The organism is Paenibacillus hunanensis (genome assembly GCF_034055775.1).
GTDB lineage: Bacteria > Bacillota > Bacilli > Paenibacillales > Paenibacillaceae > Saccharibacillus > Saccharibacillus hunanensis.
The window spans coordinates 3513828-3528605 of the sequence record NZ_CP139194.1; the positions used below are offsets into that span (position 1 = coordinate 3513828).

14 protein-coding genes are annotated in these 14778 nt (G+C 46.1%); 1 reads left to right on the forward strand and 13 read right to left on the reverse strand.

Annotated elements, in window-relative coordinates; genetic code table 11:
• Positions 1 to 8: 8 nt before the first annotated feature.
• From SK066_RS14160 to SK066_RS14190, 7 genes are all read right to left on the reverse strand, one after another.
• The gene (locus SK066_RS14160; RefSeq protein WP_188776726.1) at positions 9 to 551 is read right to left on the reverse strand and encodes a cysteine hydrolase family protein; all 543 of its coding nucleotides are present in this window, start codon (positions 549 to 551) and stop codon (positions 9 to 11) included.
• Positions 552 to 700: 149 nt separating this feature from the next.
• Positions 701 to 1474: an NUDIX domain-containing protein gene (locus SK066_RS14165; protein ID WP_188776725.1), complete on the reverse strand. Its 774-nt coding sequence runs from the start codon at positions 1472 to 1474 to the stop codon at positions 701 to 703.
• A gap of 139 nt (positions 1475 to 1613) precedes the next feature.
• Positions 1614 to 2015 carry a PaaI family thioesterase gene (locus tag SK066_RS14170; RefSeq protein ID WP_320541997.1) on the reverse strand — a complete coding sequence of 134 codons (402 nt, stop codon included), beginning with the start codon at positions 2013 to 2015 and terminating at the stop codon, positions 1614 to 1616.
• 54 nt (positions 2016 to 2069) lie between these two features.
• A complete protein-coding gene (locus SK066_RS14175; RefSeq protein WP_320541998.1) occupies positions 2070 to 3110 on the reverse strand; it encodes a GNAT family N-acetyltransferase in 1041 nt (346 codons plus the stop codon).
• Between the two features lie 171 nt (positions 3111 to 3281).
• The gene (locus tag SK066_RS14180; protein ID WP_229685890.1) at positions 3282 to 3725 is read right to left on the reverse strand and encodes a YlbF/YmcA family competence regulator; all 444 of its coding nucleotides are present in this window, start codon (positions 3723 to 3725) and stop codon (positions 3282 to 3284) included.
• Positions 3726 to 3793: 68 nt separating this feature from the next.
• Positions 3794 to 5344 (reverse strand): tRNA (N6-isopentenyl adenosine(37)-C2)-methylthiotransferase MiaB, encoded by a 1551-nt coding sequence (gene miaB, locus SK066_RS14185; protein WP_320541999.1) that lies wholly within the window; start codon positions 5342 to 5344, stop codon positions 3794 to 3796.
• Positions 5345 to 5658: 314 nt separating this feature from the next.
• Positions 5659 to 6372 (reverse strand): L,D-transpeptidase family protein, encoded by a 714-nt coding sequence (locus SK066_RS14190; protein WP_320542000.1) that lies wholly within the window; start codon positions 6370 to 6372, stop codon positions 5659 to 5661.
• 187 nt (positions 6373 to 6559) lie between these two features.
• Here SK066_RS14190 and SK066_RS14195 point away from each other — a divergent pair, with 187 nt between their 5' ends.
• On the forward strand, positions 6560 to 7735 hold the full coding sequence (locus tag SK066_RS14195) for an immunity 26/phosphotriesterase HocA family protein (RefSeq protein ID WP_320542001.1): 1176 nt from the start codon (positions 6560 to 6562) through the stop codon (positions 7733 to 7735).
• 577 nt (positions 7736 to 8312) lie between these two features.
• On the opposite strand, the gene pduL is transcribed toward SK066_RS14195, so the two are convergent.
• From pduL to recA, 6 genes are all read right to left on the reverse strand, one after another.
• Complete coding sequence (gene pduL / locus SK066_RS14200) at positions 8313 to 8885, reverse strand: phosphate propanoyltransferase (RefSeq protein ID WP_250343370.1); 573 nt, start codon at positions 8883 to 8885, stop codon at positions 8313 to 8315.
• A 287-nt stretch (positions 8886 to 9172) separates the two neighbouring features.
• Entirely contained in the window at positions 9173 to 9433 is a 261-nt protein-coding gene (locus SK066_RS14205; RefSeq protein WP_017813748.1) for a stage V sporulation protein S, read from the reverse strand.
• Positions 9434 to 9748: 315 nt separating this feature from the next.
• A complete protein-coding gene (locus tag SK066_RS14210; RefSeq protein WP_188776814.1) occupies positions 9749 to 10543 on the reverse strand; it encodes a TIGR00282 family metallophosphoesterase in 795 nt (264 codons plus the stop codon).
• Between the two features lie 64 nt (positions 10544 to 10607).
• A complete protein-coding gene (gene rny / locus SK066_RS14215; protein ID WP_250343371.1) occupies positions 10608 to 12149 on the reverse strand; it encodes a ribonuclease Y in 1542 nt (513 codons plus the stop codon).
• Between the two features lie 478 nt (positions 12150 to 12627).
• Entirely contained in the window at positions 12628 to 13455 is an 828-nt protein-coding gene (locus tag SK066_RS14220) for a regulatory protein RecX (RefSeq protein ID WP_320542002.1), read from the reverse strand.
• Positions 13456 to 13705: 250 nt separating this feature from the next.
• On the reverse strand, positions 13706 to 14773 hold the full coding sequence (recA, locus tag SK066_RS14225) for a recombinase RecA (RefSeq protein ID WP_188776718.1): 1068 nt from the start codon (positions 14771 to 14773) through the stop codon (positions 13706 to 13708).
• Positions 14774 to 14778 lie beyond the last annotated feature (5 nt).

Below are 14778 nucleotides of genomic sequence, written 5' to 3' on the forward strand. Positions count from 1 at the left end.
ATTACCTTTTAACCACTTTTGACTACCTTTGCCCCCATTGTGGTGCGAAAATGTTCAAGTGCCCATGTATGCCCTGCCGCATTGAAGCTTGCAACGGCATCCTCATGCACCACAATATTAAAGCCTTTATTATACGCATCGACCGCTGTATGCAGTACACAAATGTCAGTACACACACCGATCAGATGCAGATCCGTAATGCCTCGTGCACGTAAGCGCAGCTCCAGATCCGTGCCGGCAAATGCGCTATAGCGTGTTTTGTCCATCCAGTATATCTGCTCACGATGCTGCTCATAGACAGACTTCAAGCGACCATACAGCTCGCGACCTTCGGTGCCACGAATATTATGCGGCGGGAACAGATTCGTTTCCGGATGAAACGGGTCCTGTTCCTCGTGCAGATCAACGGCCATCACAACCCAGTGACCCATATTCACAAACTGCTCCGTGAGCTCAGCAATTTTCGCTTCAATCGCAATTCCCGGCTCTCCAACAGGTAGCTTCCCATCTACAAAATCATTCGTATAATCAATAACGATCAAGGCTCTCATTCTTGTGCCTCCCTGTAATTAGGACATATACGCAAACTAATCGAGCATGCAGATATAGCTTTCAGCCGATACAAAGTAACGCTGCCTATCCATCGATCATATCGTTGATACCCCATCATCGTTGCTATAGCGATACCGTTACGATCCGATTACGAATAAATCGATAAACGCGGCACAAGCCCTGTAAAACGGTATAGCTGTGCTGGACGCTGTGAATATTGATTGGAGCTGAGCGGATTACCATCCTCGTCTCGCACTTCCTCAATAATACCTTTACGACTACGCGTCGACGTAATTTTACGAATAAAATTCGGCTCTTCAAAATCAGGTACAACTGCCTTGATCACCTGATATAGCTCACTGAGTGTGAACTCCGGTGGCAGGAACTTCTTCGCAATCACAGTGCTCAGCATCTGCTCCTGAATCCGCATGTATGCATCACGAATGATATCATGATGGTCAAAGCCAAGCTCCAGTTCATCCAGCGCTTCCTCAATCGTAAATAGTCCTACCTCTTCCGCATCATCAGCAGCACGGCGTTTTTCTAATATTTCCTCTTCCACCAGGGCAAAAAAAGCATGTGAGATAATCCAGCCGCGCGGATCACGTCCCGGCTTGCTGTATACGCCGAGATATTCCAGGTGACGTGCATCGACGCCAGTCTCTTCCTTAAGCTCACGCTGTGCCGCTTCAAACAGGGATTCATCATCGTGTGAAAAGCCACCAGGAAGCGCCCATTTGCCAGCAAAAGGCCAGGAACGGCGTCGAATAAGCATGACCTTCAATTCGCGCAGCGGTAGTGTTTTCGTGAATGTCTTGCGCTCCTTTTTGGTTAGCGTAAACATGACGATGTCGGCGGGAGCGCCATCCGGGGTGCGGTACTTTTTGACATCGTACGTATGCTGCTTACTATTGTCCGTCATTATGATCACCACTGTTCATTTTATCTTTTTGATAATATCATTATGAACTATTAATGCCGTGAGGTCAATGTTTAATTTGACATCACGGCAAAGGAATCATGCAGGTATTCAATTTATAGGGTATAAAAAAATGCAGTTATTACTTGCTCCGTGTCGCGATAAATGTAGCTGTAGCAATAGCACCCGTCTCTCCTGCTTCGTTCGTAATCTCCGCTTGCAGTGTCATCGTGCGACCGGACTGATGGATCACTCTGGCGATTGCGTATAGCTCACCTTCACCCATCGATTGTACAAAATGAGTATTCATATTCGTCGTTACACATGGCTGCCCACCCTGTACTGCCATCGACATCATGCCCATCGCCTGATCCATCATAGACATCATTACCCCACCATGCACAATATGCATATGATTCAGGTGACGCTCTGTTGCAGTTAATGCAATTTTGATATATTCATGGTGACTTTCCACCAGTCTACAGCCAAGCAATCCCCAGTACATTCGCTCACTTGCTTCTAATATCTCTTGCCACTCCGTCATTCTCTATTCCTCCTGTTGATTCCATCGTGCTTTAATCGATTCCGGCTCAAACGTTCATGTCGACAGCAACAAGCTCATCTGAATCAGATCGACATAGCTTCCTTCTACGATCAATGCCTGCTTTTGGATGCCCTCGATATGGAAGCCGAGGGAGCGATACAGATGAATACCACGTGCATTCGTAGACTGGACGGTTAGCTCCAATCGCTGAACACCGCGATCCTCTGCCCAGTGCATCATCGTCTGGAATAATCTTCGACCAATGCCGCGATTCGCATATTCCTGTAGTACACCGACCACAATATAGACGCTGTGACGATTACGCGTCACTTTGCCGCCCATCGCTTCCAGATAGCCAATAATCTGACCCTCGTATTCTGCAAGGAAAATATTCGAGTTTGCGCTACGCAACGCATATCGTATCACATCTCGCTGCTCGCTTTCACCCATCATGCGCTCACCTGGCTCCAGCAGCATAAAGGTCGTCTGTTCATCAAGCCGCCGCTTCATACGAATCAATGGCCCTGCATCACGAATTTGTGCGATACGGACAGAGACACTGGCTTGAAAATTAGACAATACGATAGGACGCTTAGCCTTAGGCGCATCGTTAGCCTGTCGCCTGCACAAAATAATGCGATCACGACATGGGATGCCATTTTCCATAATTGGCTCATCATAATGCTGAATAAAATAATCCGGCTCAATCGCTTCCATCCGAAATCCATTTTTCTGGTAAAAGGCGAGTGCGCCCAGGCTAGAATTGCCTGTGCATACGATGATCTCGATAGCGCCTTCATGATCCAGATCCGCAAGCACGCCCTTCATCAGCCTGCTCCCGATTCCCTGACCCTCGCAGCGAGTCAGCACAGCCATATTCATAATCTCCCAGGCGCCACGGCTACGCTCCAGCACACCGCATACACCAACAATCTCATTCCCATCGTCAGCAAACCACCAGCGGCACAGCGCAGCATAGCGCTCAATCGCTGCTGGCTCCGGATCAGCGAGCAATAGTAAAGGCATAGGTAGCGCTTCATGCTCGGCACGCGGACGTATGATCACACGAGCATCATTATAGTTGGACGATTCCATGATCAGCTCACTTCTTTCCGCTCAAATTCGATCTGGTATACTACGAAAGAACATTGTGTGACCATTATATCGTAACGCTGACCCTTTATTGAGATAAAAAAGACGCGGAGATGAATTCCGCGTCCTCTACTTCTGTGTTATTTCTCCATGATCATCGATCTGATCAAAGGCTTAGTCCCCGCAGGACGCCGGGGGAGAATCTTTACCGCTCTCCACATGGATCTTCTCCGATACCGTGCTGTAAATGGCAGATACGACCATTTGCAGCAGATCGTTGATCTCTACCTGAGATTCCTGATAATCACCGACAAGCGGGATATCATCCAGCTCCTGTTGCAGCTCAGCCATCTCCGCTTCAATCTTCGCTACCATTTTCTGATTGCGAAGCGATTCGAAGGCAACGACTTCCTTTTGCTTTTTCTTGATCTGCGAAATCAGACTTTGCACACGTTCATGCGACTGAATCATCTGCTCTGCCTTTTGAAAATGAATAATTTCCTCGCTGTTGGAGATCAGGCCAGCAAGCTGCCGCGTTTTCTCCATAATATCTTCACGGATGTACAATCCGCTCGTTTCCAGCTCCGGGCTGTCTGCTGCCGTCTGCTGATTATTTATGTTATGCTCCTGTCGGTCCACGGCAATAGCATCCTTTCCGTCAGGTCAAGTCTGGCAGCACCCTGTAATCAGCTTATCGCTGCCGGCTCAGCTACCAGCTCGCCTTTAATATAAAACGATTTGGAATCGGTAATCTTTACATATACGAACTCGCCAATCAGCTCATCCGAGCCTTCAAAATGGACGAGCTTATTCGAGCGTGTGCGTCCAGCCAGCACCTGATCATTGTTTTTGCTGGCACCTTCTACCAGCACCTCAACGACCTGACCAAGAAACTTCTCGCTACCGATTCGGCTATATTGCTTAATCGTAGCGTTCAGACGCTGTAAGCGCTCCTTTTTCACTTCCATCGGCACATTATCTTCCATCGTGGCAGCCGGTGTACCTTCACGCGGCGAATAAATAAATGTATACGCTGAATCAAAGCCAACCTGACGCACAAGAGATAATGTTTCTTCAAATTGCTCGTCGGTTTCCCCAGGGAATCCAACAATAATATCGGTTGTGAGTACCGCATTTGGAATAGCACTGTAAATCTGGTCAACCAGCTCCAGATAACGCTCACGGCTATACTTACGGCTCATTTTCTTCAAGACTTCCGTGCTACCGGATTGAACAGGCAGGTGAATATGCTCCACCAGATTGCCACCCTTAGCCAGAACCTCGATCAGGCGTTCATCAAAATCACGCGGGTGTGAAGTGGTAAAACGTACACGCGGAATATCGATTTTGGAAATATCGTCCATGAGATCGCCAAATGTATAATTCATGCCTTCCAGGTCTTTACCGTAGGCATTCACGTTCTGTCCGAGTAGCGTAATTTCCTTGAAGCCCTGACGTGCCAGCTCGCGAACTTCCGCGATCACATCCTGCGGCAGACGACTGCGTTCTTTACCCCGTGTATACGGAACGATACAGTAGGTGCAAAATTTATCACAGCCATACATAATATTTACCCAGCCGCGCATACCCTGGCGTTTTTTCGGCAGATTTTCAACGATATCGCCTTCTTTAGACCAGACCTCAACGACCATTTCCTTGCTGAACAAGGCACCCTGTACAAGCTGTGGCAAACGGTGAATATTGTGTGTACCGAAGATCATATCGACAAAATTATGCTTCTGCATAATCCGATTCACGACGCCTTCCTCCTGCGCCATACATCCACATACTCCCAGCAGCAAGCCCGGACGCTCCAGCTTGAGAGTTTTCAGATGACCCAGCTCACCAAACACACGATCCTCTGCATTTTCACGAATGGCGCAGGTGTTGAGCAGAATAATATCAGCTTCCTCGCGGCTTTCTGTAGCCGTATAGCCCATTTGCTCCAATATACCCTTGATCGTCTCCGAATCATGCTCATTCATCTGACAGCCAAACGTATAGACGAGATAATGCTTGCCTGCACCGATCTCGCGCAGTTCTTCTGGCACCGCATCTTCGTACATCACCTGTACTTCCTGCTTGCCACGCTTCTTCTCTTCGCGCTGATTCGGTTCGGACATAATGTGGATTTCGCGTCCGCGAATACGGATCTTTTTGCCCGTTTCATCCTCGGATATTACCTTAGCATCCGAAAAATCAAAATATTGAGAATAATCTTTTGTTTGTTTTGACATGCTATGCTGTCACTCCCCCACCATAAACATTTCCTGAACATACCGATCGTATCGCAATATACTAAACAGCCTGCGCTGCTTGATATGGACAACTGCTGCTCTATTCTTTTGCCGATGGATGCGATCCATAGAATGTGAATTCTTTACGAATCTCTCTCTATTTTGCACCATAATTAACGGAAGCAATCGGTTCAACAAAAAAGCATCACCTGTAATTATAGCATGGCACTATCTATATAAAAAGCAAGGAATCTCCATTCATGCTGGATCAGAGTAGCGAATCACGCCAGGAGCTACTGTCATCCATCGATCTATTAGTAAATGCCATTACCGACACCGATACGAATTTTGGGAGAACGATCAGGATTGATGGTCTTCATCACGCGCAGCAGATTCTCCTTCGACATCGCGATGCAGCCTTCGGTAGGCTTATCAGCTGCTCGCCAGATATGCATGAAAATAGCACTGCCTTTCCCTCGTATAACCGGGTTGGTATTGTAATTGATCACCACTGCATACTGATATAATGGATGATTAAGCCGCTCGAAGGAAGACCAGCGCTCCTTCGGATCACCCTCGTAGGCAACCCAACTGTTATAGTCTGGAGATTGCGGTGTATCGACCCAGTAATCATCTACTCCTGCAGGGCGATAATCGATTTGCAGGCCTGCTGGCGGCTGTGAACTGCTGCCAAAGGCGGTACCAAGTGTATACGTGCCAAGCGGTGTTTTTCCATCGCCTTCTTTCGTTTTGCCAAGGCCTTTATTACCGAAAACAACAGGAACAGGGCCTAACTGATGCTGCCAGCTACCAGCCTGCTTCTCGTATACATATAGTCTACCTGTGATTGAGCTTGAGCGATCAGCAGTCACCAGAATAATCTGTTCACTGCTAAGCTGATCCAGCTTCTTAAATAGCCTCGCTTCATCGATCAGTCCTCCAGCCTCTGCCTCTGCCTGCGAATAGACAGGCATTGAACCGATGAGTAGCAATAACAGCATTGTCAGTCGAACACGGTATTTCATCATATGACCCTCCTGTAGTTATGGCTGTATTTAGAGTTTTATTTATAATGTAGTTATCATTCATTTTTTAAAGTAGTTATGGTTCATTTTTTAATTTTAGTTCCGATGCTAGTACTCATTTTACTTTAAAAACTAGATCATCTAACATTCATGGTATGTATAATACATAATTATTCAAGGAGGGTACAAGTTGAAACAGCCTACACTATGGTTAACGAATGAATTACGCCCTTATTTTGGCTTACAGCAGTTGAATGCGGATTGGGAGCTAATGGAGCTACGCGCAGGCTACTGGATTGCGCTCGAGGACGATGTGATTCGGAAATGTATGGGCACGTACGAACAAGCCTATTCCGAGACAGATGTACATATTGAGACGCGGGATCGACAATGGATTCTTCCTCAGACGGCAAAAGGAAAGGAAAAGAAGCTGAATTTTTCGAATATTACAAGCATCAAAGCAGCCAGCATAAAATTTTCAGCTGGTATCCGTGATCATGATCATAAAGGCTATGTGACGGTCACGAATCCGAATAATACGATTTCGCTGCCGCTTGGCGAATGTCCGCAATGCCATACGCGTGAAGAGCTGCTGGCATGGCTCCAGCAGTATCCCACACTGCTTCCAGCCGATTATGATCAAAAGCTGGAGCGCCTTCTATATGCGAAGCGCACGCGTTATAACGCGATACCAGGCGATATTTTCCGGGTGGAGCTAGATTTGTACCATGATGCCTATGTACTGGTCGTTGGAGATTTGCGTAAAATGCAAAAGGATGGGTTATTTAGCGAGTATAGTATCTGGAATCAGGCTATGACGATGCCGCTATTTGTGCGTCCTTATTTGTATCGTACAACGAATCGTTCTACCCAGCTTGCTGACATTATTATGGCTCCACAATCCGATCATGTGATCACAGTCATGGATGATCATTTTCTACGGGGGCACTATGAGCATGTCGGTCATAAGCTGCTGGACGAGCAGGATATTGCTTTTCCAATCGGATATGGCAAAATGAATGCTAAGCCGGAAAATGGTTACTCCTTATCATGGGGTACCGGAACGGCATTCAAGCCTGAATCAGAGGTTCAATTTACCGCAGCACGTACGTATATCAATAATGGCGTGTATAGTGGCATTTCACCGCATGAATTCGAGCCGCTGGAGAATCGTGATTGGCCCAAAACTTTGGATCATCCGCTCTACATTGAAGCACGTCAAAAAGCAATGGCAGAGTTCGGTTTTCCAGTCGATATCTCATATGACGATTTTAATAAACAAACGTGTGGTTTGACACGCAGGCAATACTTGGAGTATTTACAGGGTACGTATGCACGCTATGGGAAGGCTAAAGATCAGAAATAAATAAAAACGCAAGAATACTCGGTGGTAAAGCCAACTATATCGTGTTTCGTTTAACGCGTTTCTATTCTATCTAATACGCATGTTATTTGTGCATAGGTAGCATTACGTTAGTCCAGATAAACGTATTCATCTGTATGTATCTACTTTATATGTATCTACTCCATATATGGCTATTCTATATAAAAGTGCTATACAGGTGCTGTACATACAACTACTGCACATACAGCCGCCAGTTGCTGCAAATCTAACTCATGCAATTGTAGTCGAGTTCATGCAGTTATGGTGGAGTTCATGCAGTTAGGGTCGAGTTCATACCGTTATCGTCTAAAGTTTAAAACAAACTCCGCGTATGATATAAGATAGGATAAATTATCAGATTACATGAAAAAAAGCCAGAACAGCTCGATACTTCATCCGTGCACAATAGCTATATGCTATCCAGATGAAGCAGTCAAAATCTGTTCTGGCTGTTTGATTATACATAATCACATTAAACACTATTATATCGAAGCACAGGCTAGCAATTATTGAAAGTCAATTGTTCGCTTCCGCTCGATCTATAACTATGCTTTAGCTTTTAGTCGATGATTTCAGCAGTGTCACCAGTGCGTGCACCAGCAGCATTCGCTTCGTCTGTATCGATGTGCATATCCAGTGCAAAGGAATCGGATACACGTGCGATTACATTTTCCAGCACCATGCCGCGCTCGCCAGACAGACGAACTTTCAGCTTGTCTTGATCGTTGATGCCCCATTTTTCAGCATCCGAAGTGTGGAAATGAATGTGACGAGCTGCCACGATTACGCCTTCTTGAACTTCAACCTCGCCTGCTGGTCCTTTGATCAGGATGCCTGGCGTACCTTCGATATGGCCAGATTCGCGAACAGGTGCTTTAACACCGATTGCAAAGGAATCGGTCAGGGAGATTTCCAGCTGAGTTGCCGCACGTGCTGGACCCAGAATACGAACTTTAGGGAAAGAACCTTTAGAACCAACAACCTCTACAGTTTCGTTGGCAGCAAACTGACCTGGTTGGGATAGTGGTTTGAATTCAGTCAATTGATATCCTGCACCAAACAGAATTTCAATATGCTCTTGAGACAGGTGAATATGGCGTGCAGATACGCCTACAGGTACTACTTTACTCATTGATCATTCACTCCTTGGCTATTGTGTACATATATGTTTGTAACAAAATACACGTACTAGATGTAATGAAAACCATACCTTTCTATTATACATCTTTTACTATGAAAATGAAAACCAACTCGGCAAAAAGACCTGCACGCTTTCAGTAAAAAAGCGATACAGGTCACAAAATTTTACGTTTTTTCCGCCATTCCTGTCTGGTATCTACTGGGAATTGTACAAATACCGCTCCATCTTATGCCTTGAATGGTAGGCTTGCAGGGCGGCTGTGCAACGATCAATGCTACTTATCTTGGCTCCACGATCAGCTTCATCGCAGTTCTGTCTTCTCCATCAATCACAATATCGGTAAAGGCCGGAATGCAAATCAGGTCAACTCCACTTGGCGCTACAAATCCTCTGGCAATAGCTACAGCTTTGATCGCTTGATTCAGTGCACCCGCTCCGATAGCTTGAAGCTCGGCAGCGCCGCGTTCACGCAACACTCCCGCCAGGGCTCCGGCTACTGAATTCGGGTTGGATTTTGCTGACACTTTTAATACTTCCATGTTAGGTACCTCCCCTAGGAATGAATGATGGCTTGGCTTCAAAAATGATCGGAAATGCGTCTAGTTAGTATTCGAGGATTTATCTCAATTTCCTTCTTTTTTTGAACCGCACAGGTGGAATTGTCAAATATATTTTTGAAGGATCAATATACTTGGATCTTCTTCCTACAAACAGGGACGTTGAATCGATGTGGTAATCTGACAAGTCATGATAGCAGTTGTTTGAAGCACAGCCAGCCTGTAAAGGCGCTACACCATCAAAATGATAATATAGCAAGTCGATAAGCAAAAGTTTGCTTTCGCTTGGATTGCCGCTTAATCCATATGCCACTCGTCTTCATACATGCGGATCTTTTCGATTTTTTTCGCTCTACCGGTCACATCATCAATATCGACATAGACAGCATGGAAATGCCATTTGCCTTCACATACTTGAAAACGTGCAGGAAGCTGTGTCTGGAACTTATACAGCACCGCATCGCGCTGCATGCCCAGCACACCCTCATACGAGCCAACCATACCCACATCGGTCTGATACGCGGTACCACCTGGCAGGATGGTATCATCGTTACTTTGCACATGCGTATGTGTACCAACGACCATCGATGCACGTCCCTCCAGATGCCAGCCCATAGCAATCTTTTCAGACGTTGCCTCCGCATGAAAATCAACTAGAATCGCATTGGTTTTACCCTTGAGCTCGTCCAGAATTTCATCCACTTTGCGGAAGGGGCAATCGATTGCCGGCAGGAAGGTACGTCCCTGCAAATTGATAATGGCAAGCTGTTTGCCGCCGTTCTTGATGATAGTGTAGCCACGTCCTGGTGTATCCGGTGGAAAATTCGCCGGACGAACCATGCGCGCTTCATCATCGATAAACTCGAAAATTTCGCGATTATCCCATGTATGATTACCCATCGTAATCCCATGCACGCCCTGTTCAAATAACTCGTTAGCGATTTTGCGTGTAACACCGCGCCCGGAGGCGGAATTCTCGGCATTCGCGATAATCATGTCCGGGTTATACTTTGATTTTAACCGAGGAAGGCTTGACTTAATCGCTTTCCGTCCTGTACTACCTACAATATCTCCAATAAAAATAACTTTAATGATATTCTCCTCCGTCCAGTAATACAAAAAGTGACCCGTGTCCAGGTCACTTTTCGCATGATCTTTATTTTGCGTAATCAACCGCTCGTGTTTCACGGATAACGGTGACTTTGATATGTCCTGGATAATCCAGTTCATTTTCAATCGTTTTGGTAATGTCTCGAGCGAGTCGGAAGCTCTCTGCGTCGTCAATCTTATCCGGTTGTACCATAACGCGAATTTCGCGTCCGGCTTGAATCGCATACGATTTTTCGACTCCATCGAACGATTCCGAGATTTCTTCGAGCTTTTCCAAACGACGGATATACGTTTCCAGCGTTTCGCGACGTGCGCCAGGTCGTGCGGCAGACAATGCATCTGCTGCGCCAACGAGCATGGCGATAATCGACGTTGCTTCGGTATCACCGTGGTGAGAAGCAATACTGTTGATTACAACTGGATGCTCCTTGTATTTCTTCGCCAGCTCTACGCCGATCTCCACGTGGGAGCCTTCCACTTCGTGGTCAAGCGCTTTACCGATATCATGAAGCAAACCTGCACGCTTCGCCAGTGTAACATCCTGACCAAGCTCCGCAGCCATCAGGCCGGTAAGGTAAGCAACCTCCATCGAGTGCTTGAGTACGTTCTGACCATAGCTCGTACGGAACTTGAGTCGTCCGAGAATTTTGATCAAATCTGGATGCAGTCCGTGTACCCCAACCTCGAATGTAGACTGCTCACCGTATTCACGGATACGCTCGTCCACCTCGCGGCGAGATTTATCGACCATTTCCTCGATTCGTGCCGGGTGAATACGTCCGTCAGCCACCAATTTTTCCAGTGCAGTACGGGCGATTTCACGACGAATCGGATCAAATCCAGACAGAATAACCGCTTCCGGTGTATCATCGATAATCAGATCAATACCAGTCAATGTTTCCAGTGCGCGGATGTTACGTCCTTCGCGGCCAATAATACGGCCTTTCATTTCTTCATTAGGCAAGGTGACAACAGAAACGGTAGTCTCTGCCACGTGGTCAGCTGCACAACGCTGAATAGCGAGTGTAATGATCTCACGGGAGCGCTTGTCCGCTTCGTTTTTCGCCTGTTGCTCAATGTCTTTAATCATCTGTGCAGTCTCATGACGCACTTCTTGCTCTACATTGCTCAGGATGATGCTGCGTGCATCTTCCATCGTCAGATTGGAGATTCGTTCCAACTCGGATACCTGAGTTTGATATAGCTGCTCGATCTGTTGCTGTGTCTCTTCGATACGTTTCTCTTTGTTAACCACTTGTTCTTCTTTGCGTTCCAGTGATTCCAGCTTTTTATCCAGCGACTCTTCCTTTTGCAACAATCGTCTTTCCAGCCGTTGGTTTTCATTCCGACGCTCACGAATGTCTTTTTCAGCTTCAGCTCTGAATTTGTGGATTTCGTCTTTTGCTTCCAGAACTGTTTCTTTTTTCAGTGCTTCTGCTTCCTTTTTCGCATTTTCTACGATCTGAGCGGCAGCCGTTTCAGCACTGGAAATTTTAGCTTCTGCAAGAGATTTGCGAATAAAATATCCGATCACGAACCCAAAGAATAATGCGGCAACAACGAGAATTATGATCCAGAGATAACCCATTCTGTTCACCTCCTCGCTGATTCCTCCAAGGTATTCCTTGGGAACTACCATGTTGATGGTAATGTAATGCTTCGTCCCTTTAAATTCCGTTTCATCGCTCATGCGGGTACATGTGCTAATTCCCCGTTCAAGGGGCTTAAACATTTTCAAAGTTCAAGCACAATTGTAACAGCCCGTCATAACCACAACATTTGAGGTCAATAAGCAAAAAATGACGTAAAAATGACAAACTGTACACATCCATTTTATTATTTGCCAAAAGACATTGTCAAGCAATTGGCATTTCCTGTTGTTTACGTAGAGATACTCAGCCACACTTCTAGGAAAATGGCTGAGTACGGAATTTCGTTATTGTTGTGTTGTAATTGAATTTATAAACAAAGCGTATCGTATAAAGCTTCGATGATTCGCTGAAGGTTGATCATTTAAATGGGATTAATTATTGCACTCCTAGATCCATAGTTCCGTATTATTATATCTAATCGTTTTCCTCTTCCATTTGATCCTGCTCCTCCATTGCAGCCAGTGCACGGCGCACAAGATCAGAGGAATACCCACGACGCATCAGGTACGCCATCGTCTTCCGCTTTTTATCCAGCCATTCACCGGATGTGCTATTCCACTTTTTACGAGCAAGCATGGTTGCACTGACCAGTTCTTCATCTTCGTCAATCTCTCCTAATGCCTGCTCAATATGAGCAGGCTGTACGCCTTTTTGACGCAGTTCCTGACGAATCCATACTTTCCCCTTCTTCTGGGTACGAACGCGCTGTCTAGCCCACTGCTCTGCGAACAGATGGTCATCGATCAGCTTCTCCTGCTCCAATCGTTCCAGAGTCGTCTCAATAACATGTTCGTCGTGGCCTTTTTCTTTTAGCTTTCGAGCTACCTCTGTACGCGTACGTGAACGATAGCTCAAATAATTGATCGACGAAGCATAGGCAGCCTGAAGCTTATTGGCAGCCATAATATCGCGTAAGGCATCCTTAGTAAAGCTGTACCCTTTGAGCATCCGATACTTGATCATAACATCTTCATGTACGACTAGCTTTAGCTCGCCAAAAAATAATTTATAATGAAGTCGTGGCCACCTTGCCTGCTCCACGCCTGTAATTTCCAATTCCTCATGCTCAGGAAAATCCTGGAGTGGATCAGCACGATCCTCTAGCTCCTCTTCCTGCTCCCATTGTTGTTCCTTTGATGTTGTACTATATTCATTGTTCTCATTCGATTCATTTGGTTCATTCGTTGTATTCGATGCTTCGCGTTTCTTCTGCTTGCGACCCCAGCTGTATCTATTGTTCATGCTTTTGTCCCTTCCACTCTGCCATTGGATTATCGTATGATGCAGAGCTGCTATCGTTAATCAGCTTGATTTTTGATTTATTACCAGGTTATCACTCTAACACGAATTCCTTATCCTCTGCCGATATGTGCAAAAAGCGCCTGTACGTGAGACACGTTACAGGCGCTTGCTTCGACGGAATGCTGGCACAAACCGACGAAGGAATGCTTATAAAGTTTGCAGCCCCGGGCATATGGGACCAAACCTGAAATTACTCTGTTGCTTCGGAGAACAGTTCTTGCTCTTCGATCTCTTCTTCACGTTTTTGTGCATCACTCGGAGCTTCAACAAGCGTAGTCAGATTGCTCAGCTCACGAATTTTGTTTTCAATAACAAGCGCAACCTGAGGATTTTCTTTCAGATATTGCTTCGCATTTTCACGACCTTGACCCATACGTTCACCTTCATAGGAGTACCAAGCACCGCTCTTATTGATAATATCTTTTTCAGTACCGATATCGATCAAGCTACCCTCTTTGGAGATACCTTCACCATACATAATATCGATCTCTGCTTGTCTAAATGGAGGGGCAACTTTGTTTTTAACAACTTTAACACGTGTACGGTTACCAACCACATCGTTACCGTTCTTGATAGCTTCAATACGGCGAACATCCAGACGAACAGTCGAGTAGAACTTCAATGCACGACCACCTGGTGTTGTTTCAGGGTTACCGAACATAACGCCAACTTTTTCACGAAGCTGGTTGATGAAGATTGTGATTGTTTTGGATTTGCTGATCGCACCGGAAAGCTTACGCAGCGCCTGAGACATCAGACGTGCTTGCAGACCTACGTGAGAGTCACCCATCTCGCCTTCGATTTCCGCTTTTGGCACGAGTGCTGCTACGGAGTCGATAACGATGATATCAACCGCACCACTACGTACGAGTGCTTCAGCGATTTCCAGACCTTGCTCACCTGTGTCCGGTTGGGACAACAGCAGCTCATCGATGTTAACACCCAGGTTTTTCGCATATTGAGGGTCCAATGCGTGTTCAGCATCGATAAATGCTGCTTGTCCGCCCGCTTTTTGAACCTCTGCAATCGCGTGCAGAGCTACTGTCGTTTTACCTGAAGATTCAGGGCCATATATTTCAACGATACGACCTCTTGGCATACCGCCTGTTCCCAGAGCGATATCCAATGCGATAGAACCGCTTGGTACAACTTCTACTTGCATATGCGTGGATTCACCAAGTTTCATAACGGAACCCTTACCGAATTGTTTCTCTATTTGACGAAGCGCCATATCCAGCGCAGCACGACGATCTGACAATCAGC

Coding starts and splice junctions, on each gene's coding strand:
- SK066_RS14175 (WP_320541998.1), bottom strand. CDS start 3,110: ATGGAATCGTCCAACTATAATGATGCTCGTGTGATCATACGTCCGCGT.
- miaB (WP_320541999.1), bottom strand. CDS start 5,344: ATGTCAAAACAAACAAAAGATTATTCTCAATATTTTGATTTTTCGGAT.
- rny (WP_250343371.1), bottom strand. CDS start 12,149: ATGGGTTATCTCTGGATCATAATTCTCGTTGTTGCCGCATTATTCTTT.
- SK066_RS14160 (WP_188776726.1), bottom strand. CDS start 551: ATGAGAGCCTTGATCGTTATTGATTATACGAATGATTTTGTAGATGGG.
- SK066_RS14190 (WP_320542000.1), bottom strand. CDS start 6,372: ATGATGAAATACCGTGTTCGACTGACAATGCTGTTATTGCTACTCATC.
- pduL (WP_250343370.1), bottom strand. CDS start 8,885: ATGAGTAAAGTAGTACCTGTAGGCGTATCTGCACGCCATATTCACCTG.
- SK066_RS14165 (WP_188776725.1), bottom strand. CDS start 1,474: ATGACGGACAATAGTAAGCAGCATACGTACGATGTCAAAAAGTACCGC.
- SK066_RS14170 (WP_320541997.1), bottom strand. CDS start 2,015: ATGACGGAGTGGCAAGAGATATTAGAAGCAAGTGAGCGAATGTACTGG.
- SK066_RS14205 (WP_017813748.1), bottom strand. CDS start 9,433: ATGGAAGTATTAAAAGTGTCAGCAAAATCCAACCCGAATTCAGTAGCC.
- SK066_RS14220 (WP_320542002.1), bottom strand. CDS start 13,455: ATGAACAATAGATACAGCTGGGGTCGCAAGCAGAAGAAACGCGAAGCA.